The 25510-nt window shown below is 69.1% G+C and carries 23 protein-coding genes; 8 read left to right on the top strand and 15 right to left on the bottom strand.

The annotated features are described in order from the left end of the window. Nucleotides 1-11: 11 nt before the first annotated feature. The 5 genes from pilQ to WCE37_RS08995 are packed head-to-tail and all read right to left on the bottom strand — an operon-like array spanning nucleotide 12 to nucleotide 4998. Entirely contained in the window at nucleotides 12-1958 is a 1947-nt protein-coding gene (pilQ, locus tag WCE37_RS09015) for a type IV pilus secretin PilQ (RefSeq protein ID WP_343279054.1), read from the bottom strand. A gap of 14 nt (nucleotides 1959-1972) precedes the next feature. Next, the gene (locus WCE37_RS09010; RefSeq protein ID WP_343279181.1) at nucleotides 1973-2506 is read right to left on the bottom strand and encodes a pilus assembly protein PilP; all 534 of its coding nucleotides are present in this window, start codon (nucleotides 2504-2506) and stop codon (nucleotides 1973-1975) included. Nucleotides 2507-2513: 7 nt separating this feature from the next. Further along, nucleotides 2514-3185, bottom strand: a complete 672-nt coding sequence (gene pilO, locus WCE37_RS09005) for a type 4a pilus biogenesis protein PilO (RefSeq protein ID WP_343279053.1) — start codon at nucleotides 3183-3185, stop codon at nucleotides 2514-2516. Beyond that, nucleotides 3182-3940: a PilN domain-containing protein gene (locus tag WCE37_RS09000; RefSeq protein WP_343279052.1), complete on the bottom strand. Its 759-nt coding sequence runs from the start codon at nucleotides 3938-3940 to the stop codon at nucleotides 3182-3184. The genes pilO and WCE37_RS09000 overlap by 4 nt, the downstream gene beginning before the upstream one ends. Then, on the bottom strand, nucleotides 3940-4998 hold the full coding sequence (locus tag WCE37_RS08995; RefSeq protein WP_343279051.1) for a pilus assembly protein PilM: 1059 nt from the start codon (nucleotides 4996-4998) through the stop codon (nucleotides 3940-3942). The genes WCE37_RS09000 and WCE37_RS08995 overlap by 1 nt, the downstream gene beginning before the upstream one ends. A gap of 243 nt (nucleotides 4999-5241) precedes the next feature. On the opposite strand from WCE37_RS08995, the gene WCE37_RS08990 reads away from it, so the two are divergent. After that, on the top strand, nucleotides 5242-7719 hold the full coding sequence (locus WCE37_RS08990) for a penicillin-binding protein 1A (RefSeq protein WP_343279050.1): 2478 nt from the start codon (nucleotides 5242-5244) through the stop codon (nucleotides 7717-7719). A gap of 44 nt (nucleotides 7720-7763) precedes the next feature. Next, nucleotides 7764-8420 (top strand): hypothetical protein, encoded by a 657-nt coding sequence (locus WCE37_RS08985; protein WP_343279049.1) that lies wholly within the window; start codon nucleotides 7764-7766, stop codon nucleotides 8418-8420. A 9-nt stretch (nucleotides 8421-8429) separates the two neighbouring features. Here WCE37_RS08985 and WCE37_RS08980 read toward each other — a convergent pair whose 3' ends face one another. The 10 genes from WCE37_RS08980 to WCE37_RS08935 all read right to left on the bottom strand — a co-directional run bounded on the left by WCE37_RS08980 (nucleotide 8430) and on the right by WCE37_RS08935 (nucleotide 18617). Continuing rightward, on the bottom strand, nucleotides 8430-8870 hold the full coding sequence (locus WCE37_RS08980; protein ID WP_343279048.1) for a hypothetical protein: 441 nt from the start codon (nucleotides 8868-8870) through the stop codon (nucleotides 8430-8432). A 192-nt stretch (nucleotides 8871-9062) separates the two neighbouring features. Beyond that, a complete protein-coding gene (locus tag WCE37_RS08975) occupies nucleotides 9063-10337 on the bottom strand; it encodes a citrate synthase (protein WP_343279180.1) in 1275 nt (424 codons plus the stop codon). A gap of 208 nt (nucleotides 10338-10545) precedes the next feature. Beyond that, entirely contained in the window at nucleotides 10546-10788 is a 243-nt protein-coding gene (locus WCE37_RS08970) for a type B 50S ribosomal protein L31 (protein WP_343254709.1), read from the bottom strand. Nucleotides 10789-10854: 66 nt separating this feature from the next. After that, complete coding sequence (locus WCE37_RS08965) at nucleotides 10855-11787, bottom strand: nucleoside hydrolase (RefSeq protein ID WP_343279047.1); 933 nt, start codon at nucleotides 11785-11787, stop codon at nucleotides 10855-10857. A 17-nt stretch (nucleotides 11788-11804) separates the two neighbouring features. Beyond that, on the bottom strand, nucleotides 11805-13922 hold the full coding sequence (recG, locus tag WCE37_RS08960) for an ATP-dependent DNA helicase RecG (RefSeq protein ID WP_343279046.1): 2118 nt from the start codon (nucleotides 13920-13922) through the stop codon (nucleotides 11805-11807). A 3-nt stretch (nucleotides 13923-13925) separates the two neighbouring features. After that, complete coding sequence (locus WCE37_RS08955) at nucleotides 13926-14309, bottom strand: RidA family protein (RefSeq protein ID WP_343279045.1); 384 nt, start codon at nucleotides 14307-14309, stop codon at nucleotides 13926-13928. 73 nt (nucleotides 14310-14382) lie between these two features. Continuing rightward, nucleotides 14383-16539, bottom strand: coding sequence for a bifunctional (p)ppGpp synthetase/guanosine-3',5'-bis(diphosphate) 3'-pyrophosphohydrolase (locus WCE37_RS08950; RefSeq protein WP_343279044.1), 2157 nt, complete (start codon nucleotides 16537-16539; stop codon nucleotides 14383-14385). 163 nt (nucleotides 16540-16702) lie between these two features. Further along, nucleotides 16703-17005: a DNA-directed RNA polymerase subunit omega gene (gene rpoZ, locus WCE37_RS08945; RefSeq protein ID WP_343254714.1), complete on the bottom strand. Its 303-nt coding sequence runs from the start codon at nucleotides 17003-17005 to the stop codon at nucleotides 16703-16705. Nucleotides 17006-17125: 120 nt separating this feature from the next. After that, entirely contained in the window at nucleotides 17126-17743 is a 618-nt protein-coding gene (gene gmk, locus WCE37_RS08940; RefSeq protein WP_343279043.1) for a guanylate kinase, read from the bottom strand. 13 nt (nucleotides 17744-17756) lie between these two features. Next, nucleotides 17757-18617 carry a YicC/YloC family endoribonuclease gene (locus WCE37_RS08935; protein WP_343279042.1) on the bottom strand — a complete coding sequence of 287 codons (861 nt, stop codon included), beginning with the start codon at nucleotides 18615-18617 and terminating at the stop codon, nucleotides 17757-17759. A 63-nt stretch (nucleotides 18618-18680) separates the two neighbouring features. Here WCE37_RS08935 and rph point away from each other — a divergent pair, with 63 nt between their 5' ends. The 6 genes from rph (at nucleotide 18681) to pepQ (ending at nucleotide 25485) form a co-directional block, all read left to right on the top strand. Further along, the gene (gene rph, locus WCE37_RS08930) at nucleotides 18681-19412 is read left to right on the top strand and encodes a ribonuclease PH (protein ID WP_343279041.1); all 732 of its coding nucleotides are present in this window, start codon (nucleotides 18681-18683) and stop codon (nucleotides 19410-19412) included. Between the two features lie 3 nt (nucleotides 19413-19415). Continuing rightward, nucleotides 19416-20009, top strand: coding sequence for an RdgB/HAM1 family non-canonical purine NTP pyrophosphatase (rdgB, locus tag WCE37_RS08925; protein WP_343279040.1), 594 nt, complete (start codon nucleotides 19416-19418; stop codon nucleotides 20007-20009). 3 nt (nucleotides 20010-20012) lie between these two features. Next, nucleotides 20013-21164 carry a radical SAM family heme chaperone HemW gene (gene hemW, locus WCE37_RS08920; protein WP_343279039.1) on the top strand — a complete coding sequence of 384 codons (1152 nt, stop codon included), beginning with the start codon at nucleotides 20013-20015 and terminating at the stop codon, nucleotides 21162-21164. 101 nt (nucleotides 21165-21265) lie between these two features. Beyond that, nucleotides 21266-23737 carry a DUF1631 family protein gene (locus tag WCE37_RS08915; RefSeq protein ID WP_343279038.1) on the top strand — a complete coding sequence of 824 codons (2472 nt, stop codon included), beginning with the start codon at nucleotides 21266-21268 and terminating at the stop codon, nucleotides 23735-23737. Continuing rightward, entirely contained in the window at nucleotides 23734-24084 is a 351-nt protein-coding gene (locus WCE37_RS08910; RefSeq protein WP_343279037.1) for a PilZ domain-containing protein, read from the top strand. Before WCE37_RS08915 ends, WCE37_RS08910 begins: the two co-directional genes overlap by 4 nt. A 63-nt stretch (nucleotides 24085-24147) precedes the next feature. Next, on the top strand, nucleotides 24148-25485 hold the full coding sequence (pepQ, locus tag WCE37_RS08905) for a Xaa-Pro dipeptidase (RefSeq protein WP_343279036.1): 1338 nt from the start codon (nucleotides 24148-24150) through the stop codon (nucleotides 25483-25485). Nucleotides 25486-25510 lie beyond the last annotated feature (25 nt).

Genomic DNA, 25510 nt, shown 5'->3' with positions numbered 1-25510 from the left:
GCCTTGCGGAATCAGTAGCCGCGCGGCGCCACGCGCAGCACGCGCGGGGTGACGAAGATCAGCAGTTCGGCCTTGGCCTTGCTGCGGCCCTTGGTCTTGAACAGGTTGCCCAGGATCGGCAGGTCGCCGAGGAATGGCACCTTGGACACCGAGTTGCGGTCGCTGAACTCGTAGACGCCGCCGATGACCACGGTCTGCCCGTCCTCGATCAGCACCGCGGTGGTGACCTCGCGCTTGGCCAGGTTGGGAACCGAACCGAAGCCGGTGATCTCGGTGAAGTCCTCGATCTCGTCCTTCTTGACCGCGAGAGTCAGGAACACGCGTCCATCCGCGGTGATGGTCGGGGTGACCTTCAGCTCGAGCAAGGCCTCCTTGAACTGGACCGTCGGCACGTTGTTGCTCTGACCGCCAGTCACCGTCAGGTAGCCGACCTCGCGACCCTGGCGGATGATCGCCTCGCGCTGGTTGCTGGTCACGACCCGCGGATTGGAAACGATCTCGCCTCGCTGCTCCTGCTGCAGCGCCTGGAGCTCCAGGTCCCAGTCAATGGTGTTGCCCAGGATCGTGAAGGCGATCGAACCCGGATTGAGGTTGCGGATGCTGAAGTCGTTGTTGAGCACGCCCTCACTGCCCCAGCTCAGCAGATCGCCGGGCTCGGCATCCGCCGCGGACTCGATCAGCTTGTGGTTCGCGTCCAGCGACCCCGAGCCGATCACGCGATCCTTGACCCCGCGGACACCGAAGCGCGCGCCCAGGTCACGTGCAAACGATTCGTTCGCGATCACAATCCGCGACTCGATCACCACCTGGTCAACCGGCTTGTCCAGCTCGTCGACGAGGTTCTGGATTTCCTGCACGCGATCCGGGATGTCGATCACCAGCAGCGTATTGGTCCGGCGATCGAAGCTCAGGCTGCCGCGCGGGGACAGGAAGCCCCGGCTGGAGTTGGCTTGCCCACCGCCACCACCCTGGCTGCTCTTGCTCTCGTCGGTCAGCAGCTTGGCGATGTCCTCGGCGCTGCCGTAGGAGATCGGGATGTACTTGGTAATCATTTCCGCGCTGTTCTCCAGCGCGATGCGGGCATTGGCGATGTCCTGCTCGAACTTCGCGATCTCCGACTGCGGTGCCACCCAGACCACGTTGCCGTTGCGGCGCTTGTCCAGCGACTTGGCCTGCAGCACGATGTCCAGCGCCTGGTCCCACGGCACGTTGATCAGGCGCAGGGTGACGTTGCCGGTGACGTTGTCGCTGGCGACGATGTTGAGGTCGGACAGCTCGGCGATCAGCTGCAGCACGGTGCGCACCGGAACGTCCTGGAAGTTGAACGTGACCGGACGGCCGCGATACGCGCGGGTCTCGCCCTGCGCGGCCTGGCCAGCGACGACCTGGCCGGTGGCCGCCACGGTATTGGCGGCGGCTGAGCCCACGGCGCGGTTCGGCGCTTCGGCGCGCGGCACGATCTCGACGATGTAGTCGCGGCCGGTCTGGTAGGCCAGCGGCTCGAACGCCCCCTGCGTGCTGAGCACGATCTGGGTGCCCTTGGCGCCCTGGTTGGCATCGATCCGCTGCACCGGAGTCGCGAAGTCGGTGACGTTCAGCGGCCGCTGCAGCGAGGCCGGCAGCGACGCGTTGCCGACGTTGATGATCACGGCACCGCCTTCGGTACGCAGGTCCGGCGCCGCACCTTCGCCGTCGAAGCGGAGCACGAGCCGCCCCGCGCCGCCGTCGCCCCGCTTGAAGTCGATGTCGGCCACGGCCACTTCGGCCGGGACCTGCTTCGCCGGATCCGTCGCCACCACAGACGACTGGGCGAAGCTGGCCACGGGCACGCCCGGGTTCGGAGCGGCGCTGACCGTTCCGAAAGCGCCAAGCAGGCCGGCGAGGAGTCCGCAGGCGCCTGCCCGGAGCGGAAGTGCCCGCTGGGTGGGCGAACGGCGTTGCGCGTTGGTGAACGTCATCTGGCTTCCCCTAATCAATTGTCTTCGAGCGCAATCGAGGCCGGCCGTTCCAGCCAGCCACCCGAGCCATCAGGCACGAGTTCCACGAGTTCGATGCGGTCATCGGTAACGCTGGTGACGCGGCCGTCGTTCTGGCCCATGTACACACCCGGGCCCACCTGGTAGGTGACCTTGTCCGGCGCCATCACGAGCGCCTTCAAACTGTTGCCCGCGCCAAGCGACCCGACCATGTCCAGGCTGTCGAGCGGGAACTGCTCGAGCGTCTGCTTGCGGCGATTGGAGTCGGGCCGCGGCCCGCTGCCACCACCTTCGTTGCTGAAGGCGGCGCTGAACGGATCGCGCATGCCCTGTGCCGCGTATTCGAAGGTCTCGAACTGCTGCATCACCGGCAACGGGTCAAGCGGTGGCGCAGGACGGGCGCGGACGTTGGCGGCCCACTCCTCCAGGTTCGGCGCGCCGCCGGGCTCGCTGGTGATGCCGCGGCCGCAGCCGGCCACTGCCGCGATGGCCGCGACCAGGGCCAGCCCGCGGATGGCGTTTGATGTCATGCGCATGTCAGCGGCTCCCCCCGGCTGCAGCGGCCGCGGCTTCCTGGGCAGCGGCTTCTTCCTCGTCCAGGTAGCGATAGGTCTTCACCGTGCCGGCCAGTTCGAGCGGCGAGTTGGCGCGGATGCCGGCACGCGGATCCTTGTCGGCACCGCGCGGACGCAGCTGGATGTCGTGCATGGTCATGATCACCACGCGCGGCAGCGAGGCCACGCCGCTGACAAAGGCGCCGAACTGGTGGTAGCTGCCGACCATGCGCAGCGCGATCGGCTTCTCGGCGTAGAACTCCTTGGGGGTTTCCGGACCGGGCTGGAAAAGCTCGTTCTGGATGCCGGTGGCCAGCGCGGTCTGCGAGATGTCGACGATGAGGTCGGGCATCTCGGTGCGGCTGGGCAGCTGGCGCAGCATCTGCTGCAGCTGCTGTTCCATCTGCGCCAGCTGGAGCTTGAGCGGCTCCAGGTTGGCGGCGCGGCCCTGCTTGGTCTCGAATTCGGCGCGCAGGTCGGACTCGGTGCGCTCCAGGCCTTCGAGCTGGTCGCCCTTTTCACGGGTGAACACCCACCACGCCAGGCCGAAGATCAGCAGGCCGACGATCGTGCAGAAACCGATCTTGTACTCGCGCGGCCAGGAACCGATGTTGTTGAAATCAAGTTCCTTGAGCGACATCTTGCGCTTGCTCACGATGCGGCTCCTTCTTCAGCGGCCGGCACGGCTTCTTCGGCGTCCACGGGGGCCTCGACGGCGGGTTCGGCGTTGGCGGCAGGCGCGGCATCGGCAGCTCCAGCGGCCTCCGGCGACGCATCGGGGGCGATGCCGGCAGGCGTTGCGGCGTCCGCGGAATCAACCGGCGGAACCGCGTCCGGAATGCCGTCGCCGTCCTCGTCCTTTGGCGCGTTGGGGTTGGCAAGCTCGACGGCCAGGGTGAAGGCGTAGGGCAGGCCTGCCACGCCGTCGCGGGCTTCGATGATCGAGAGGTCCGGCTTGGTCATCCAGCCCGAGCCCTCGAGGTTGCGCATGTAGGTGCTGACGCGCGCATTGGACTGCGAGCGGCCCTCGAGCGTCAGCTTCTCGCCGACCTGTTTGATATTGGTGAGCACCACGCCATCGGGAATGGTCCGCACCAGCGAGTCGAACAGATGGACCATCTGCGAGCGGTTGGCCTGCAGCTGCTCGATCACTTCCTTGCGCGCCAGCAGGCGCGCCTTCTGGCGGTCGAGTTCGTCGATCTCGGTGATGCGCGCCTCGACCTGCTGGATCTGGTCCTTGAGATAGGTGTTGCGCGTGTTCTGGCCGTCGATCTGCGCGTTGTAGTAGCCGTTGACCAGGAACCAGAGCAGCACGCCGGCCAGCGCGGCGAAGGCCAGCATGACGCCGAATTCCTTCTGTCGCTGCTTGCGGCGTTCGGCGCGCCACGGCAGGAGGTTGATGCGGGCCATCAGTCGAAGCTCCTCAGGGCCAGTCCGCAGGCAATCATCAGGGCGGGCGCATCCTGAGCCAGCGCATGGGCCTGCACGCGCGGACCCAGGGTCATCTGCGCAAGCGGATTGGCGACCACGGTCTGCACGCCAAGCTGCTCCTCGACCATCTCCGAGATGCCCGCGATGGAGGCGCAGCCCCCGGCCAGCACCACCTGGTCGACGCGATTGAACTCGCTGCCAGCGTAGAAGAACTGCAGCAGGCGACTGATCTGCTGGACCAGCGCCTCCTTGAACGGCTCCAGCACCTCGACCTCGTAGCTTTCCGGCAGTCCGCCCTGGCGCTTGGCCAGCCCGGCTTCCTCGTAGGACAGCCCGTAGCGGCGCATGACTTCGTCGGTGAGCTGCTTGCCGCCGAAGACCTGCTCGCGGGTGTACAGGCTGCGGTCGTTGCGCAGGATGCTGAGCGTGGTCATGGTCGCGCCGACGTCAACCAGGGCCACGATGCCGTCGCGCGGCACGCTGAGCGTGTTCGCCAGCAGCGAGAACGCGTTTTCGATCGCGAAGGCCTCGACGTCCATGACCCTGGCGGCAAGGCCGCCGAGTTCGAGGGCGGAGGCGCGCATCTCGACGCTTTCAGAGCGCGACGCGGCCAGCATCACCTGCACCATCTCGGTGTTGCCCGGCATCGGACCGAGCACCTCGAAATCAAGGTTCACTTCTTCGATCGGGTACGGAATGTAGTTGACCGCCTCGAGCTCGACCTGGGACTCCATTTCCTCTTCGTCGAGGTCGGCCGGCATCGGGATCAGCTTGATGATGACCGCGGAGCCCGCAACGGCCGCGGCCGCATGCTTGGCCTTGCTGCCCGAACGCGCCATCGCGCGGCGGATCGCCTCGCCGACGGCCTCTACCTCGACGATGCCCTTTTCGACCACCGCATTGGGTGGCAGCGGCTCGACGGCGTAGTGCTCGACCCGATAGCGGTCACCCGACCGCGACAGCTGCAACAGCTTGACCGCTGTCGAGCTGATATCGACCCCGACCAGCGGTGCCTGGCTTTTTGTGATGAGCCCCACGCTTTTCTCCCCATGTCACGGGCGCTTACGTGCGCTTCGTGCCCCGGTGCATTAAATAACGGAGTTTTTACCGAATGGCAACAAGCGGCACGCCAAAGCGTGTCGCATTGCGCGTTTGGTCACGTCTTGACGTAGAACGTCACCCCTCTGGACCGAGCGCCCCGCGGCCGCCCGGCCGATCCCTATATATACTGCGCGACTCTCCACGGCGCGCCAAGCCCCGAAACGGCCAGGATCAATCCGATGTCACGCTTTCGTCGTCTGTTTCGCTGGCTGCTGCTGCTGGCCGCACTTGCCACCGTCCTCGGCCTGCTTGCTGCGGGCACACTCTACTACGTCGTGTCCTCGCGCCTGCCGGAGGTCGAGAGCCTGCGCACCATCGAACTGCAGGAACCGATGTACGTCTACGCCAACGACGGCCGGCTGATGGCGCTGTTCGGCGAAATGCGACGCTACCCGGTGGACATCGCCGAGGTTCCTGACGCGGTCAAGCAGGCCTTCGTCGCGATCGAGGACAACCGCTTCTACGAGCACGGGGGCGTCGACTACAAGGGCGTGGCGCGCGCGATCTGGCTGCTGGCCACGACCAGCGACGAGCGCGTTCCAGGCGGTTCCACGATCACCCAGCAGGTGGCGCGGCAGTTCTACCTGAGCTCGGAATACAGCTTCAGCCGCAAGTTCGAGGAAATGCTGCTGGCGATGAAGATGGAGCGCGAGCTGAGCAAGGACGAGATCTTCGAGCTTTACCTCAACAAGAGTTTTTTCGGCAACCGCGCCTACGGCATCGCCGCCGCCGCCGAGTTCTACTACGGCAAGAAGCTGGCCGAGCTCGACCTCGACGAGGTCGCCGCGTTGGCGGCGATCCCCAAGTTCCCATCGAGCGGCAACCCGATCTCCAATCCCGAGCGCGCGCAGATCCGTCGCGACTACGTGCTCGAGCGCATGGCCGACCTGGGCTTCATCACCCGCGAGCGGGCGACCGCGGCGCAGGCGGTGGAAATGCACGCGCGTCCGCACGAGCGTCCGGTCGAGGTCTACGCGCCCTACGTTGCCGAGATGGTCCGCCAGGAAATGATCGCGCGCTACGGCGGCGACGTGCTGACACGTGGTTACCACGTCACCACGACCATCGACCCGGTGATGCAGGCCGCCGCCGACCAGTCGGTGCGCAGCGGGCTTTCGACCTACGACCATCGCCATGGCTGGTCCAAGGTCGAGCAGAGCTTCGAACTGGCCGACGATGAGGATGCCGCGACTGCCGCCGCACGCCTGCGCGGGATCTTCGCGCAGGGCGGGCTCCTGCCGGCGGTGGTGCTGCGCGCCGACGGCGGCACCGCCGACGTGGTGCTGGCCGACGCCACCGTGATCACGCTGGACGCCGCTTCGAGCCGTTGGACCGGGCGCAACCCGGCCGCGCTCCTCAAGCGCGGCGACCTCACGCGCGTGCGCCGCATCGAGCCCAAGGGCAAGGACGGCGAGCCACCAGCGGCAGACGCCAGGCCGACGTGGCAGCTGGACCAGCTGCCGCGCGCGCAGGCGACGCTGGTCTCGCTGGAGCCCGACAACGGCGCGCTGCGGGCGCTGGTCGGCGGCTTCAGCTTCGCCGGGCAGAAGTTCAACCGCGCGACGCAGGCGCGCCGCCAGCCGGGCTCGAGCTTCAAGCCCTTCATCTACGCCGCCGCCTTCGAACGCGGCTTCAATCCGGCATCCATCGTGCCCGACGCCCCGGTGGTGTTCCGCATGCGCCGCGGCCAGGACTGGAGGCCGCAGAACGACGACGGCAGGTTCGTCGGCCCGATGCGCCTGCGCGAAGCACTGGTGCGATCGCGCAATCTGGTTTCGGTGCGGCTGCTCGATGCCATCGGCGTGGATTACGCGCGCCGCTACATCAGCCACATGGGCTTCGACGAATCCGAGCTGCCACCGAACCTGTCGATCTCGCTGGGCACGCCGTCACTCGCACCGCTGGATATCGCACGCGGCTACAGCGTATTCGCCAACGGCGGCTTCCTGGTCACGCCCTGGTACATCGACGAAGTCCGCGACCGCGACGGCCAGGTGATCTTCAAGGAGAATCCGGCTGTGGCGTGCCGCAGCTGTGGCGCCGGCGGCAAGCCGGGCGTGCCGTCCACCGTCGTCGACGGCTTCAACCTCGGCCCGTCGCTGCCCGCACCGGAAGTGATTGCGGACACCAGCGCCGAAGAGCCCGCGCAGCAACCCGGTCCGGATGCCGTGATCGCGCCGCGCGCGATCGACCCGCGCGTTGCCTACCAGCTGGTGTCGATGATGCGCGACGTGGTCCAGCGCGGCACCGGCACCCAGGCCAAGGTATTGGGACGTGAGGACGTTGGCGGCAAGACCGGCTCCACCAACGACCATCGCGACGCCTGGTTCTCCGGCTTCGGCGGCAACCTGGTCACCGTGGTCTGGGTGGGCCGCGACGACAACCGCTCGCTTGGCAGGCGCGAGTACGGCGGCCGGTCGGCGCTGCCGATCTGGATCGACTACATGCGCTCGGCGCTGGACGGCGTGCCGATCGCGGCCAACGAGCCTCCGGAGGGCATGGTCAAGGTTTCGGTCAGCGCCAGTGGCCGCCTGCTGCCGGCCGGCGAGGGCGGGATCACCGAATGGGTGAAGGCCGAGGACCTCGAGCGAATGGAGGCCACGTTTGACGACTTCGACGACGAGATGCCGGCCGAAGAGGCCTTCGACATTTTCTGACGCGCGCATCGGCTAGGCTTGCGGGGTCAGCATGGAGACCCTGCATGCGCCGCGCCCGACAGCACGCCGAGCGAAACACCCGTGAACGCCGCCATCGGCTCGCACAGGAAGCCGCCAGGCTGATGGCCGAAGGCGGCATCGGCGACTACCACCAGGCCAAGCTCAAGGCCGCCGACCGCCTGGGCATCCGCGACGACGCATCGCTGCCGCGCAACCGCGAAGTCGAGGATGCGCTGCGAGAATACCAGCGCCTGTTCGTGGGCGACGCGCAGGCCGACACCCTGCGCATGCGCCGCGAAGCGGCGCTGCAGGCACTCGCCTTCTTCGAGCCTTTCCAGCCACGCCTGGTCGGCCGCGTGCTCGACGGCACCGCAGACGGACACACCGCAGTGTCGCTGCACCTGCACGCCGACGACGCCGACGAGGTCACGCGCGTCCTGGCCGACGCCGGCATTCCGGCCGAGGCAAGCTCGCGTCGCATGCGCCTGGACCGGACGCGAGACTACGACGCGCCGGTCTGGACCTTCAGCGCCGACGGCCTGGCCTTCGACCTGACCGTGTTGCCGCTGGACACACTGCGCCAGGCGCCGCTGTCGGGCACTGATGAACGGCCGATGCGGCGCGCCTCACATGCCCAGCTGCAGGAACTGCTCGCCGCGGACGGAGTCGCCGGCTTCGGATCCAGCGCCCCGCAGCGATAAGGCAAGGGGCTATTCGGCGAGCAGCGTGACCGAGTCTCCCGTACCGACCACCTTCACCCGACTGCCAACCCGGATGCGGGCGAGCTGCTCGCCGCGTCGCGTGAATGCCGACTCCGAAGCGTCATCGAAGCGCACCGTGAGCAGGTAGTTGCCGCGCCCTGCCGCCCCCGCATCGCTGGACGCGATGTCGGCGCCGAGGCTCCCCGCCGCCAGGGTCAGCTCATAGGCCTGCCCACCGCGTCCACCGACCGCCTGGCCGAGTGCACGGCCCAGCATTCCGCCAAGTTGCCGCTTGGTCGACGTGCTGACGACCGGTGCCTGCACGTCGGTGGGCTGCATCGCCGTGACGACGCCTTTGCGCACCTCCAGTTCCTGCGCCGGGACGGCAAATGCCGCGGACGCCAGCAGTGCCGCCGCCATGACGGCTGTGAATTGCGTTTTGATGCGCATGGTGTGCTCCTTCCCTGGAGAGTGATCCGCGTTGGCGGGGTGCCGGGTGCGCGGCTGCAGCTCATCTTCAGCGCCGGCGCAACGACGCACCATCCGTGCAGGACCGGCGTCCATGTCGGAATTTCCTGCACGGGAACGCAAAACGCCCCGCGGATGCGGGGCGTTTTGCGTGCAGCGCGTCGAGGACAGGTGTCAGCGCTTGTCAGTGGCCACGTAGTCGCGCGAAGCCGCACCGGTGTAGATCTGCCGCGGGCGGCCGATCTTGAACTCGGGATCGGTCTGCTGTTCCAGCCAGTGCGAGACCCAGCCGGCGGTGCGCGCGATCGCGAACATCACCGTGAACATCTCGGTCGGGATCTTCAGCGCCTTGTAGATGATGCCGCTGTAGAAATCGACGTTCGGGTACAGCTTGCGCTGCACGAAGTAGTCGTCTTTCAGCGCGGCCTCTTCCAGGCGCATCGCGACCTCGAGCATCGGGTCGTCGACGCCGAGCTCGCCCAGCACCTTGTGGGTCATCTCGCGGATGATCTTCGCGCGCGGGTCGAAGTTCTTGTAGACACGGTGGCCGAAGCCCATCAGGCGGAAGCCCGACTCCTTGTCCTTGGCGCGATCGACCGCGGACTGCACGTTCTTCACGTCGCCGATGTCGCCCAGCATCTTGAGCACGGCTTCGTTGGCGCCGCCGTGTGCCGGACCCCACAGCGCGGCCACGCCCGCGGCGATGCACGCATACGGGTTTGCACCGGTGGAACCGACCAGGCGCACGGTCGAGGTCGACGCGTTCTGCTCGTGGTCGGCGTGCAGGATGAACAGCAGGTCGAGCGCCTTGGCGGCGACCGGCGGCAGCTCAAGCGGGCCGCTGGGCAACTCGAACATCATGTGCAGGAAGCGTTCGACGTAGCCGAGGTCGTTGCGCGGGTAGCTCAGCGGCCAGCCCATCGAGTAGCGGTGGCAGGCGGCGGCTATGGTCGGCAGCTTGGCGATCAGCCGGATCCCGGCCAGGCGGCGCTGCTGCGGGTCGTCGTAGTCGAGGTCGTTGTGGTAGAAGCTCGCCATCGAGCCGAGCATGCCGACCAGCATCGCCATCGGATGGGCGTCGTGGCGGAAGCCGCCGATGAAGCTCTTGAACGCCTCGTGCATCATCGTGTGATGGGTGACGTCGTGGTCGAACGCGGCCATTTCGGCCTGGTTCGGCAGCTCGCCGTTCATCAGCAGATAGGCGACCTCGAGGAAGTTCGAGTGCTCGGCCAGCTGCTCGATCGGGTAGCCGCGGTACAGCAGCACGCCCTCGTCGCCGTCGATATAGGTGATGGCGGACTTGCAGCTGGCAGTCGCGGTGAAGCCGGAATCGTAAGTGAAGCGCCCGGTGGCCTTGGGCAGCTTCGCGATGTCGATGCACTCGTTGCCGAGGGTGGGCTTGATGACCGGCAGCTCGACGGACGTGCCGTCGACCTGGACGGTGGCGATGGACGGCTCGCTGCCGGCCGTGTTCTGGTTGGCGGACACTCTCGCACTCCTTCTTGGCGTCCCGCGCCGGCGCGGTGGGCGCGGGCGGTCGGGGAATCAGGCGGATCGCGGCTTTGCCGCGATGCGGCAATTATCGCATAGCGGCGTGCGCCGGAAACGACGACGGCCACCTTGCGGTGGCCGTCGGGGCGTGCGCTCTTGCCCGCGCTTACTTGGCGTAGCGCTTGCGGAACTTGTCGACGCGACCGCTGGTGTCCATCAGCTTGTTCTGGCCGGTGTAGAACGGATGCGAAGCCGAGGAGACTTCGATCTTGACAAGCGGATATTCATTGCCGTCCTCCCACTTCACGGTCTCTTTGCTGGAGAGCGTGGAACGCGTGAGGATCTTGAAGTCCGAGGTCACGTCCTGGAAGACGACGTCGCGGTATTCGGGATGGATGTCGGCCTTCATGGCGGGCACCAGAGTGATCGAGGGAAGAGCGGCATTATAGCCGGCAGCAGAACGGCCCGCAAGCCTTCAGGCGAGACAATCGCGCACCTGCGCTTCGTAGGCCGCCTGGTCGTAGCGAAGCAGGATCCGCGCCCGGTCCGGACGCCCCAGCTGGCGCTGCCAGTCCACCAGCGTCGCGCCACGGGCGGCTGAATGCCCCAGCACGACTTCGAACGGGCGCTCCTCCGCCTCAAGCACGCCGTCGGGACACAGCGCCATGGCCATGGCCAGTGAATCGGCGGAATGCCAGCGCTCGCCGCGGGCGTCGGCCGACCAGAGCCGCGTATGCCGCGACACAGCCTCGTAGAACGCGGCGACCGGACCCGGCGCCGCCAGCCAGCGCTCGACGTCGGCGTGGAGGAAGCCATGGGCGATGGTCGCCTCCCAGTCGCAGAGATCGAAGCGCTCGAAGGCCTCGAACACGATGTGCGCCGCTTCGGGATCAAAGAACACGTTGAATTCGGCCGATGGCGTGATGTTGCCGCGTCCGGTGACCGCGCCGCCCATCACCACCAGCCGCGCCACGCGCGAGGGCAGCGTCGGGTCCAGGCGCAGCGCGAGCGCGACGTTGGTCAGCGGTCCCAGCGCCACCAGCAGCAGGCGGCCGTCGTACCGGTGCGAGAGTTCGATGATGGCTTCGGCGGCGTGGCGTGGCTCCGCGCCGCGCGTGGCCGGCGCCAGGCCGACGTCTCCGAAACCGTCGCGGCCGTGCACGTTGGCGGCGTCCGGCGCGGGGTGCAGCAGCGGGCGGTCGCAGCCGGCGAACACCGGGACGTCGTCGCGACCCAGCACCTCGCACAGTTTCAGGGCATTGGCGACGGTGTGCTGCAAGCCGACGTTGCCGGCGGCGATGGTCAGTCCCACGACCTCGTGCCGCGGATCGGCGAAGGCCATCAGCAGGGCCAGTGCGTCATCGACGCCCGGGTCGGTATCGATCAACAGCGGAATGCGTTCGTCCATCGCCCGATTATCCCCGATCAGGCCGAAGCGTACCGGGCCGCCCCGCCGACCCAGCGCGCGACCAGGCCTGCGGCCACCGCCGGATGATCCTGCAACAGCCCTTCGCCGAGCTCGTGCACCAGCGGCAGCATTCCCGCGTCGCGCGCAAGGTCGGCCACGCGGAACGCGGCCAGGCCGGTCTGGCGCGTGCCCAGCAGTTCGCCTGGACCACGCAGCTCGAGGTCCTTTTCGGCGATGACGAAGCCGTCGCCGGTTTCGCGCATCGTCGCCAGGCGCTCGCGCGCGGTGCGCGACAATGGTGCCTGGTAGAGCAGCACGCAGCTGGAGGCCTCGCTGCCCCGCCCCACCCGCCCGCGCAGCTGGTGCAGCTGCGCAAGCCCCAGCCGTTCGGCGTTCTCGATCACCATCAGCGAGGCATTGGGCACGTCGACACCGACCTCGATCACGGTGGTCGCCACCAGCAGGCCGGAGTCGCCGTCCTTGAATGCGCGCATCGCGGCCTGCTTCTCCGCGGCCTTCATGCGTCCGTGCACGAGGCCCACGCGCAGCCCGGGAAGCGCGGCCGACAAGCCTTCGAACGTCGCCTGCGCGGCCTGCGCGACCACTTCGTCGGACTCGTCGATGATCGTGCAGACCCAGTACGCCTGGCGGCCTTCGGCGCAGGCGGCACGGATGCGTTCGATCAGCTCCGGGCGGCGGCCCTCGGCCATGACCACGGTCTGTACCGGCGTGCGCCCGGGCGGAAGTTCGTCGATGGCGGACACGTCGAGATCGGCATAAGCGGCCATGGCAAGCGTCCGCGGGATCGGCGTCGCGGTCATCACCAGCTGGTGCGGCACGCGGCCGCCCTCGCCGCCCTTGTCGCGCAGGGCCAGGCGCTGGTGGACGCCGAAGCGGTGCTGCTCGTCGACGATCGCAAGCGCAAGGTCGTGGAAGGCCACCGCCTGCTGCATCAGGGCATGGGTACCGACCACCACCTGCGCGCGGCCGTCGGCGACCTCGGCCAGCGCGCGGCTGCGTGCGCGGCCGGTGACCTTGCCCGCCAGCCAGGTGACCTCGACGCCCAGCGGCTCGAGCCAGCCGCGCAGGTTGGCCAGATGCTGTTCGGCGAGCAGCTCGGTGGGCGCCATCAGCGCCGCCTGGCGGCCATCGGCCACCGCCATCAGCGCCGCCATCGCCGCGACCACGGTCTTGCCCGAACCAACATCGCCCTGCACCAGGCGCAGCATCGGCACCGGCCGCGCCACGTCCGCGCGCACCTCGGCAAACACCCGCTCCTGCGCCTTGGTGAGCGCGAACGGCAGCCTGGCGCGCAGGCGTTCGGCAAGGCTGGCGTCGGCAAGCGGCGTGGCGTCATGGGCCTGGCGGGCCAGGCGCTGGCTGCGCATGCTGATGTGGTGCGCGAGCAATTCCTCGAACGCCAGCCGTCGCTGCGCCGGATGGGTGCCGGCAAGCAGCGCGTCGACGTCGGTATCGCGCGGCGGCCGGTGCACGGTGAGCAGCGCCTCGCGCAGGCCCGGCAGGCCGTGCGCACGCAGCAGTCCGGGCGGCAGCAGTTCGAGCACCTCGTCTCCCGGGAGCCGGTCAAGCGCCTGTGCGATCAGGCGCTTCATCGCTGCCGGACCGATGCCCTCCACCGCGGGATAAACAGGGTCGAGGCGGTCGCCGAGTCCGGGCTCGTCGGCGTCATCGAGCAGGCTGTAGCTGGGATGCACGATTTCCAGGCCGCGCTGTCCCGGTCGCGGCGTGCCATAGGCGCGCACGCGCACACCGGGCTGGAACTGCGCGGCCTGCACGGCACGGAAGTGGAAGAAGCGCAGTACCAGCGTCGCCTGCGAATCGTCGCCGAGCGCAACGCGCAGCAGCGGCCGGTAGCGGAATCCCCGCTCAACGGCCTCGATCCGGCCTTCGACCTGCGCCGCTACGCCCGGCTGCAGCAAGCGGATCGGCGTCAGCGCGGTGCGGTCCTCGTAGCCACGCGGAAGCTGCAGCCAGAGGTCCTGCAGGGTGTCCAGGCCGCGCGCGGCGAGCTTTTCAGCGATCTTCGGGCCCACGCCGGCAAGCGTGGACAGCGCGGTCGCACCGGCCGGCGCCAGTCCGGGTGCCGGCGTACCCGGCGTGCGCCGCGCGGCCACGCCTCAGTCGAGGACCATCACCGCGTCGACCTCGAACTGCGCGCCCTTGGGCAGCGCCGACACTTCGATGGTCGAACGCGCGGGATACGGTTCGCTGAAGTACTCGGCCATCACGGCGTTGACCACCGCGAACTGCGACAGGTCGGTCAGGTACAGGCCAACGCGGGCAACGTCGTCGAGCGAGCCACCGCCGGCCTGGCAGACCGCGCGCAGGTTGTCGAAGGCGCGACGCGCCTGGGCGGCGAGATCGCCGGGGACCAGCTCGCCGGTGGCTGGATCCAGCGGGATCTGGCCCGAAAGAAAGACGGTATTGCCGGCGCGCGTGGCCTGCGAGTACGGGCCGATCGCGGCGGGTGCATCGCCGGTGCGGACGGGTTGCCTGGGCATGCGCGACATCCTTGCGACTCAAGTGGCCGCCGATTATGACCGCCCGGCGCCCCCGCCGCCATGGAGCGCAGGCCTACTGGCGCTGCACGCCATGGACCACGCCCAGCCTGCGCACCTTGCGGATCACGTCGGCCAGGTGGGTGCGATCGCGCACTTCGATGGCGAACTGGATCACCGAGACGTTGGTATCGCGCTCCAGGTACTCCACCGCATCGATGTTGGAGTCGGCCTTGGCGACTGCCGCCGCCACCTGCGCCAGCACGCCCGGGCGGTTCTCGACCTGGAAGCGCAGCGCAACGTTGTAGTCGCCGCTGACCTCGCGGTCCCAGCCGATGTCGACCCAGCGTTCGGGCGACTTGCGGTACTCGGCCACGTTCGGGCACTCGATCCGATGCACCATCACGCCACGCCCGGCGGTGTGGTAACCCATGATGTCGTCGCCCGGGATCGGCATGCAGCAGTTGGCGAAGGTCAACACGCCACGTTCGGCGCCGGTGATCAGGATGCGGTCCTCGCGGTGCGCGCGCGCGCCTGCGGGATCCTTGCGGCTGAGCGACTGCGCCACGTGCGCCGGCATCCGGTTGCCAAGCGCGACATCGGCCAGCAGGGCCTCCAGCCGCGGGTAGCGGTGCTCGGCCAGGTAGGCCTCGAGCTGGGCCGCGGGCAGGCGCTCGAGCGAGCTGTCGAGGTCCTCCAGGGCGCTGTCGAGCATGCGGTGGCCGAGCTGCACGGCGTCCTCGTGCTCGAGCTGCTTGAGCTGCTGCCGGATCGCCGTGCGCGCCTTGCCGGTGACCACGAACTCCAGCCACTGCGGCCGCGGCAGCGACGACTTCGCGGTCACGACCTCGACCGTCTGCCCGCTGGCCAGACGCGTGCGCAGCGGCACCAGCTTGCGATCCACCCGCGCGGCCACGGCCTGGTTGCCGACATCGGTGTGCACGGCATAGGCGAAGTCCACGGCGGTGGCGTTGCGCGGCAGGGACATGATCTCGCCCTTGGGCGTGAACAGGTAGACCTCGTCGGGGAACAGGTCGACCTTGACGTTTTCAAGGAACTCCAGCGACGAACCGGTGCCGCTTTGCGACTCCAGCAGCCCGGAAATCCACGTATGCGCACGCTGCTGGGCGCTGTTGGGCCCGCTGCCACCATGCTTGTAGGCCCAGTGCGCGGCGATGCCGCGCTCGGCGATCAGATCCATCTCCTCGGTCCGGATCTGGACCTCGATCGGTGAACCGTAGGGTCCGAACAGGACCGTATGCAGCGACTGGTAGCCGTTGGCCTTGGGGATGGCGATGAAGTCGCGGAAGCGGCCGTCGACCGGCTTGTACACCGAGTGCGCCACGCCGAGCGCGTGGTAGCAGTCGGCAACCGTGCCCACGATCAGCCGGAAGCCGAAGACGTCGATCACCTGGGCGAAGGACTTGGCCTCGGCGCGCATCTTGTTGTAGATGCTCCAGGGCGACTTCACCCGGCTCACCAGCCGGTAGTTCAACCCTTCCTTGGTCAGCCGCTGCGCCAGCTGGGCTTCGATCTTGGCCATCGCCTCGCGGCGCAGCTGCGGCTGGGTGCGGATGCGCTTGTCGAGTATCCGGTGCCGCATGGGATACAGCGCGCGGAAGCCCAGGTCCTGCAGCTCGGACTTGATCAGGTTCATGCCCAGGCGCTGGGCGATCGGTGCGTAGACCTCCAGCGTCTCGCGGGCGATGCGTGCCCGCGCCTCGCCCGACTGCGCGCCGAGCGTGCGCATGTTGTGCAGGCGATCGGCGAGCTTGATCAGGATCACCCGCAGGTCCCGCGCCATCGCCAGCATCATCTTGCGGAAGCTTTCGGCGTCGGCCTCGCGGCGGCTGGCGAAATGCAGCTTGTCGAGCTTGGTCACGCCTTCGACCAGCTCCGCCACCGATTCGCCGAACTCGCTGGCAAGCGCGGCCCGCGTCAGCGGCGTGTCTTCGATGGTGTCGTGCAGGATCGCCGCGACCAGGGTCTCGAGATCGACCTTCTGTTCGGCCAGCACGCCGGCGACCGCCACCGGATGGGTGATGTAGGGTTCGCCGGACTTCCGCACCTGGCCGGCGTGCGCCGCGGCGCCCACCGCCCAGGCGCGGCGCAGCAGCCGCATCTGCTCGGCGGGGAGATAGGCGGCGGCGGCCTCGAGCGCGCGCATGTATCCCGGGATCTCTTCATCCCCCGGGATCGGCACGGTGACCAGCGCAAGCTCGGCTGCGTTCATGCAGCGAGCGTACGCGGGCGCCCGCAGGGCGGCAATGGAGCGACCGGGTTGCCGAGCAGGCGACTTCGCTCGCCAGAACGCGAACGGCCCCGCCAGGGCGGGGCCGTCGATGCGACAGCGCGGGTGCTGCGACGGCGCGCCAGCTGGCGCGCGTGCGGGTGGCTCAGGCGTCGTCGCCCTTGCCGAGCTCGTCGTCGGCAACCACCTCGGCGGCAGCCCATTCCAGCGCTTCGCGTTCGCGACGCTCGCGCTCGGACTTCTCGACCGCTTCGACGTAGTCGGCATCGATGCGGCGGGCGGCGATTTCGCGCAGCGCCAGCACGGTCGGCTTGTCGTCGTTCTCGCTGTTGTCGATCTGCGAATCGACGCCATTGGCAAGCTGGCGGGCGCGCTTGGCGGCCATCATGACCAGCTCGAAGCGGTTGTCGATGACCTGGAGGCAATCCTCAACGGTGATGCGGGCCATAAATCTCCGGGCGGCCGGCGGGCCGTCGATGCGGTGTAAGGAACCGGAAATGATACCCCACGCGCCGTCTGGAAACAAGTAACCCGCAATGAAAATCAGTGACTTGCAGGACGGGCCGCGTCATTCCCCCGCCAGCAGGGCGCGGATGAGCGCCTGGTGGCGCCGCGCCTGCGCCTCGCGCCGCAGGCGGCTGGCGCTGAACACCGCGCACATCTCGGCCACCGCGGTATCGAAGTCCTCGTTGACGATGACGAAATCGAACTCGCCGTAGTGCGACATTTCCTCGCGCGCGGCTGCCAGGCGCCGGGCCATGACCTCCTCGCTGTCCTGGCCGCGCTTGCGCATGCGCTGGTCGAGCGCGGCGCGCGAAGGCGGCAGGATGAACACGCCCACCGAGTCCGGAACCGCGGCGCGGACCTGGCGCGCGCCTTGCCAGTCGATCTCGAGCAGCACGTCGCGGCCCGCCGCCAGCTGCGGATCGACCGACTGCCGCGCAGTGCCCTTCCAGTCGCCGTGGACGCGGGCATGCTCGAAGAAATCGCCGGCATCGATCATGCGCTGGAATTCCGCGTCGTCGACGAAGTGGTAATGCTCGCCGTGGCGCTCGCCCGGACGCGGTGCGCGCGAGGTGAACGAGACCGAGAGGCTGATGTTGGGGTCGCGCGCAAGGCAGGCGTTGACGACGCTCGACTTCCCGGCGCCCGACGGCGCCGCGACCATGAACAGGGTCCCGCGCATCGGGGCGTCGCCGCTACTCAATGTTCTGCACCTGCTCGCGGACCTGGTCGATCAGCACCTTCAGCTCCACCGCGATATTGGTGGTGCGGGCGTCGACCGACTTCGAACCCAGGGTGTTGGCCTCGCGGTTGAACTCCTGCAGCAGGAAGTCGAGGCGGCGGCCGGCGGGTTCGGGCTGGCCGAGCACGCGACGGATCTCGGCGACGTGGCTGTCGAGGCGGTCAAGCTCCTCGTCGACGTCCAGTTTCTGCAGCGCCAGCACCAGCTCCTGCTCGACGCGACCCGGATCCGCCGCCTGGGCAAGATCAGCCAGCCGCGCCTCGAGCTTGGTGCGCTGCCCTGCGCGGATCAGCGGCACCAGCGTCCGGACCTCCGCCGCACGCGCTTCGATGCCGTCGACGCGCTCGAGCATGTTTGCCACCAGCTTGCCGCCCTCGCGCTCGCGCGCGGCGATGAACTCGCCAAGCACCTGGTCGAGCAGCGCCAGCAGCTCGGCCTGCAGCGCGTCCGGCTCCGGCGCGGCCGAGCGCAGCACGCCCGGGAACTGGAGGAGGTCGATGAACTGTGTGCGCAGCCCCGGGAAGCGCGCGCCAGCGTCCTGCGCGATCACGGACAGCTGGCCGAGCAACGACTCGTCGACGTGCAGCGATGCCGCGCCCTCGGCAGGGCGCAGGCGCAGCGACAGATCGAGCTTGCCGCGCGAGACCCGGGCCGAGATCCGCTCGCGCAGCTGCGGCTCCAGCGCGCGCAGTTCGTCGGGCGCGCGCATGCCGATCTCGAGGAAGCGGTGGTTGACCGCACGCAGCTCGCAGGCAAGCGTGCCCCACGGGGTCGTGCGCTCGCCAGAAGCGTAGGCGGTCATGCTGCGGATCATGCCGGCATCCAGTGGATCGGGGTGCCGATGGTAAACTCGCGCGCCATTCCAGCGGTAATCGACATGTCCCAGACCCCACGCCCCAGCGGCCGCGCGGCCGGCCAGATGCGCGAAGTGCGCATCCAGCGCGGCTATACCCGCCACGCCGAGGGTTCGGTCCTGGTCGCCTTTGGCGAAACCCGGGTGCTGTGCACGGCCAGCGTCGAGAACCGCGTGCCGGGCTTCCTGCGCGGCAAGGGCGCCGGCTGGGTCACCGCCGAATACGGCATGCTTCCGCGCGCCACCCACACCCGCAACGACCGCGAGGCCTCGCGCGGCAAGCAGGGCGGGCGCACCCTGGAAATCCAGCGCCTGATCGGGCGCAGCCTGCGCGCCTGCGTGAACCGCGACGCCCTGGGCGAGCGCACCATCACCCTGGACTGCGACGTGCTGCAGGCCGATGGCGGCACCCGCACCGCCGCGATCACCGGCGCCTACGTGGCCCTGGTCGACGCGACGCGCTGGCTGCAGGCGCGCGGCGACATCAAGCGCGACCCGGTCCACGGCGCGGTGGCCGCGGTTTCGGTCGGCGTCCACGGCGGCGTGCCGGTGCTCGACCTCGACTACGCCGAGGACAGCGACTGCGACACCGACATGAACGTGGTGATGAACGACGGCGGCGGGTTCATCGAGCTCCAGGGCACGGCCGAAGGCCACGCCTTCCGCCGCGACGAGCTCGACGCGATGCTGGAGCTCGCGGCCAAGGGCTGCAGCGAACTGTTCGCGGCCCAGCAGGCCGCGCTGGCCGCGGGCTGAGCCATGGACCTGGTGCTGGCCAGCGGCAACGCCGGCAAGCTGGTCGAACTGCGCGAGCTGCTCGGCGAGGCGGGCTTCAGGCTGCGCGCGCAGTCGGAGCTCGGCGTCGGGGATATCGACGAGACCGGGCTCAGCTTCGTCGAGAACGCCCTGCTGAAGGCCCGCAACGCGGCGCAGGCCACCGGCCTGCCGGCGCTGGGCGACGATTCGGGCCTGTGCGTGGACGCCCTCGACGGCGCGCCCGGCCTGTATTCCGCACGCTATGCCGGACCCGGCGGCGACGCCGCGCGCAACATCGAGCGCCTGCTGCATGAGCTCGACGGCGTGGCCGACGACGCCCGCGGCGCCAGCTTCCACTGCTGCATCGTGCTGCTGCGCCATGCCACCGATCCGCGGCCGCTGGTGGTCGAGGGCAGCTGGCGCGGCCGCATCCTGCACGCCCCGCGCGGTGACGGCGGCTTCGGCTACGACCCGCTGTTCCTGGATCCCGACAGCGGCCAGACCGCCGCCGAACTGCCGGCCACGCGCAAGAACGCGATCAGCCACCGCGGCCGGGCCCTGGCCCTGTTGCGCGCCCGCCTGCACGAACTGGCCTAGGCCATGCTGGTGCCGCCGCCGTTGTCGCTGTACGTGCACCTGCCCTGGTGCGTGCGCAAATGTCCCTATTGCGACTTCAATTCGCACGAACAGCGCGGCGCCCTGCCCTTCGCCGGCTACGTGCAGGCGCTGATCGCCGACCTCGAGCACGACCTGCCGCTGGCCTGGGGCCGCACCGTGCACAGCGTGTTCTTCGGCGGCGGTACGCCGTCGCTGTTCCCGGCCGATGCCATCGACGACTTCCTGCAGCAGGCCAGCGCGCGGCTGCGCTTCGCGCCCGGCTGCGAGATCACGCTGGAGACCAACCCGGGCACCGCCGAGCACGGGCGCTTCGAGGGCTACCTCGCCGCCGGCGTGAACCGGCTCAGTTTCGGCATCCAGAGCTTCGACGACGGCTGCCTGCGGCGCCTCGGGCGCATCCACGACAGTCGCGAAGCCGAGGCCGCGGTGAAGCTTGCCCAGGACGCCGGCTACGACAACATCAACATCGACCTGATGTACGCGCTGCCGGGCCAGGACCTGGCCGGCGCCGCGCGCGACCTCGAGCGCGCCTTCGCACTGCAGCCCACGCACGTCTCGCACTACCAGCTCACGCTGGAACCCAACACCCTGTTCGCCGCGCGCCCGCCGGAGGCGATTCCTGACGAGGACGCCGCCTGGGACATGCAGGAGCACTGCCAGGCGATGCTGGCTGAAGCCGGTTTCGACCACTACGAGGTCAGCGCCTATGCGCGCCCCGGCCGACAGTGCGCGCACAACCTCAATTACTGGCGCTTCGGCGACTACCTGGGCATTGGCGCCGGCGCGCACGGCAAGATCAGCCTCGGCGCCACGCAGACCGTGCGCCGGCGCTGGAAGCTCAAGCATCCGACGGCGTGGATGTCTGTCGCCGGCACCGCGGCCGCAATGGGCGGCGACGAGGACGTCGAGCGCGGTCGCCTGCCATTCGAATACATGCTCAATGCGCTGCGCCTGCACGAAGGTTTCGCCTTGGCAGACTTCGAGGCCCGCACCGGCCTGCCGCGCACGGCGATCGCCTCCGAGCTTGCCGACGCCGTGGCTCGCGACTGGCTCCGCATCGACGGCGATCACGTGGTTCCGACCCTCCTCGGGCGGCGCTTGGGCAACGATGTGGTCTCGCTCTTCCTGGCCTGAGGCCGGGCTGCATCCGAGTGGCCGTGCGGAGGCGCGATTTCCGTGCTGGCCGTCACGCCACACCCGTGATATGAAACCCACAGGGGAACCAGCGAACACTCATGCCATTGACGACACATTCCAACGATGGCCCGGGTCGGCGCGGCCTTGCGGCCGTCGACCTCCCCAGGCGCGTACGCAAGGCCTTGGACGCGGCCTTGACGCTCGTGTCGATGGAGCTCGATCCGTACCTGGCATTGATGCTGGACGAGTACGAGCAGGAGCTGTTCCGCCTGGCCGAGCGCTCCACGCACCCGGGCAGCGAGTCCGCCTACGTGCAGGCGCTGCGCAGCTTCCGCGTGAACCGCTCCGACCTGGTGCCGCAGTTCATGCTCGAGCTGGAAATCGGCCTGGCCACGCTGCGCGCGGTGCAGGTGGCCGAAGCGAAGCCGCCTCCGGCAGCGCCCGCCGCCGGACGGATCCTGAGCCTGGTCGACGATTCGATGGTCGACGAGGACACGCTGCTGCGCGAGATCGCGATCCGGCAGGAAGGCCGCGCCAGCCTGCCGATGCACCTGCTTGGCCAGCGCTTCGGCGTACTGGCCGGGACCCCGGCGCCTGACGCCGAACGCCTGCCGCTTGGCCCGCAGGCGGTGTGTCGCGCCCTGCGCAGCGCCTGCCACGCCCTCCAGCTCGGAGCCGAGGCGCGCGAACTGCTGTACCGGCTGTTCGACCGCATGGTCATGGCCCACTACGCACCGGTGCTCGAGAAGCTCGACGCCACCCTCGACCAGGCGGGTGTCCTCAAGGGACTGACCTATGTGCCCGCGCGGCTGCGCGCTTCGCCACGCGGCCAGGCCGAGGACGCCGCCGAGAGCGCGGCCCCTGGACGGTCCAGCCACCGCGGTGCCCGCGGCGCGCAGGACGGGCGCAGCGGCTCCGGGCGCGAGGGCGGGGTTGAACAGCGCAGTGCGGACAACGCGTCGCGGAACGCCGGGCAAGGTGATGCGGCAGTGGGCGCGGGGGCGCGCAATGGCGCTGGCGACAATGGCGGCATCGGTGGCGGCACCCAGCGCCGCTCGAAGCCGTCGGCGGCAGGCCCGGGGCCTGCGGGCGCCGGGCGCCCGCACACCGGATGGATGGCGGAAACCACCACCGCATTCGCCGGCAGCGACGAGCAGGCGTCTTACGGTGCCCTGCAGCAGCTGCTGGCCGGACGCCGCGCACTGATCGGCAAGCTGCGTGCCACCAGACCCGCGGGCCCGATGGCAACGCTGGGAACCAGCGAGCTGATGGACGCGCTGGGATCGATACAGCGCCAGCCGGACGCTCCCGGTGGTGCCAAGCCGAGCCTGATGGACGTGCGCCAGATGCTGCTGGCGCAGGCGCGCCAGCGCCACGGCAAGGGCGCCAACCTGTCGCAGCGCGACAACGACACCTTCGAGCTCCTGCACCTGCTGTACGGCCAGCTTGAAGGCGAGATCCGGACCGACGCCCCGGCTGCCGCCCTGATCCGCAGGCTGCAGCTGCCGCTGCTGCGCGTCGCGCTCCAGGACCAGGCCTTCTTCGTCCAGGCGACGCATCCGGCGCGCGAGCTGCTCAACACCGTCGCCGAGACCGCCGCAAGCTGGCTCGACAAGGACGACGTCGATCCACAGCTGCTGCTGCCGCTGCAGCAGGCGGTCAGCCAGGTCGTCGAGAAGTACGACGGCGACAACAAGGTGTTCGAGGCCAGCAACGAGCAGTTGCAGGCACACCTGCAGGCGCAGGTACGCAAGGCCGAAATGCTCGAGCGCCGGCACGTCGAAGCCGCCCGCGGCAAGGAAAAGCTCGAGGTCGCCAAGCTCCGCTCGGCGGCCGTGCTCGAAAAGCTCCTCGGCGACCAGCGGATCCCCAAATTCTCCCGGGCGCTGCTCAACCAGGCCTGGACCGATGTCCTGACCCTCAGCCTGCTTCGCCAGGGCGAGGATTCGCCCGAGTGGCAGGCCCAGCTGGATGCCACCCGGCGCATCATCAGCGCCTGCGCGCGCGGTGAAGAACTCGCCGATCCGGCGCTGACGACCCACGTCGAAGCCGCCCTGTCGCAGGTCGGCTACCACGCCGACGAAGCCGGCATCATCGCCGCGCGCCTGACCAGCAGCCGCAGCGACGAGGACGACCCGGCATCGCGCACCGAGCTGGCGATGAAGCTCAAGGCGCGCACCCGGCTCGGCGAGGATGCCGAACGGGCGCGACGCCCGGACCTGCCGCCGCGCACGCCCGAGGAGCAGGCGCGCTACGAGCAGCTCCGGGTGATGCCCTTCGGCGCCTGGATCGAATTCACCACCAACCAGCAGGGCGACGTCGTCCGCCGCCGAATGTCGTGGTTCAGCCCGGTCACCGACAACGCACTGTTCGTGAACCAGCGCGGACAGCGCATCGGCGAGCATTCGCTGGATTCGCTGGCACGGATGATCGCGGCCGGGCAGGCGCGCATCGTCACCGCGGAGCGCGGCCGCCTGGTCGACCGCGCCTGGCAGGCTGCGCTGCGTACCCTGCGCAGCTTCGCCGGGCGCAGCGACGCCCTGGCCATCGACGCGGATTCGCACGCATGATCAACGAGTTCCGGCGCGCCCGGCGACGCAAGGCCCCCGCGACCATCCTGGTGATCGACGCCATGACCGAACGCGTGGTCGGGCGGATCGGCAACCTCTCCGAAACCGGCATGCTGCTGATGGCCGGGACGCCGCTGGTCGACGACGCCCTGTACCAGTTCCGCTTCAGCCTGCCGACGGAAGGCGGCGATGAGTCCAACGTCGAGATCGGCGCCCACCTGCTGTGGATGGACCAGGCCAGCGCCCCGGGCCAGACCTGGGCCGGTTTCCGGTTCCTCGGCATCACCGAACTGCAGGCGCGGCCGCTGCGCGCATGGATCGACGCGCCCGGAAGCCGCTACGAATAGCGGATCCCGGCGACGCACCGGACGATGCGGCAAAATGGGACCACTCCCGCCTGCGTATCCGCCATGACCACCCAGACCACCGCATCCCTGTACGCCGCCCACATCGAGACGCTGATCGCGCGCACCGCCATCGCGCTGGAGCGCGGCGGCTTCGACCATCTGGTCGTTCCCAGCGGCACCCTGCATTACCAGCTCTTCGACGACCGCGACTATCCGTATGCGGTGAACCCCCAGTTCAAGGCCTGGGTGCCGCTGCTGGCCAACCCGGGCAGCTGGCTGGTGGCCACGCCCGGCGCGCGCCCGAAGCTGGTCTACCTGCAGCCGCGCGATTACTGGCACGTGGTGCCCGAGGCGCCGTCCGGCGATTGGGTCGAACATTTCGACATCACCGTGGTGCGCACGCCCGACGAGGCCCTGCAGCACCTGCCGCGGGACGCCACCCGCTGCGCGATCCTCGGCGAGGCGCAGAGCGCGCTCGGCCGCTACGGTGCATTCGCGCCCAACAATCCGCAGCCGGTGCTCGACTACCTCGACTACCACCGCGCCTACAAGACACCCTACGAACTGGCCATGCTGCGCGAGGCCAACCGGCGTGCGGTCCGCGGCCATCGCGCCGCCGAGCGCGCCTTCCGCGCCGGTGCCAGCGAGTTCGGCATCCACCTGGCCTATTGCCAGGCGGTGGGCCAGGACGCCAACGACCTGCCGTACAGCAGCATCGTCGCCCTCAACGGCCATGGTGCGGTGCTGCACTACACCGAGCGCGACCACCTGCCGCCGAAGCCGGTGCTGAGCTTCCTGCTCGATGCCGGCGCCGGCCACGCCGGCTACGCCGCCGACATCACCCGCACCCACGCGCTGGATCGTGAAAGCGAGTTCCAGGCCTTCGTCGACGCCGTTGATCGCGCCGAGCTGGCCATGTGCGACCAGGTCCGCGCCGGCATCGACTACCGGCAGCTGCACCTCGACGCGCACCTCGCCCTGTCGGGCGTGCTGAAGGAATTCGGCGTGATCACCTGCGGCGCCGAGGAGGCCGTGGCGACGGGCCTCAGCGCGAGCTTCTTCCCCCACGGCATCGGCCACGGCCTGGGCCTGCAGGTGCACGATGTCGCCGGCTTCGCCGCCTCCGACGCCGGCGGCAGCATCGACAAGCCCGAGGGCCATCCCTATCTGCGACTGACGCGCGAGCTGGCGCCGGGCATGGTGGTGACGATCGAGCCCGGCCTGTACTTCGGCGACATGCTGCTCGAGGACCTCAAGGCCAGCGACAACGCCGGCCTGGTGGACTGGGACCGCGTGGATGCCTTCCGTCCTTTCGGCGGCGTGCGCATCGAGGACAACGTGGTGTGCACGGACGGCGAGCCGGTGAACCTGACCCGCGAAGAGTTCGCCGCCCTGGGCTGAGCGCCGCCCGCGCCGAACGAAGCAG

It is taken from the genome of Luteimonas sp. MJ250, assembly GCF_039548455.1.
Classification (GTDB): domain Bacteria; phylum Pseudomonadota; class Gammaproteobacteria; order Xanthomonadales; family Xanthomonadaceae; genus Luteimonas.
The sequence above is the reverse complement of the archived record's forward strand: the minus strand, read 5'-3'. Positions and strand labels throughout refer to the sequence as shown.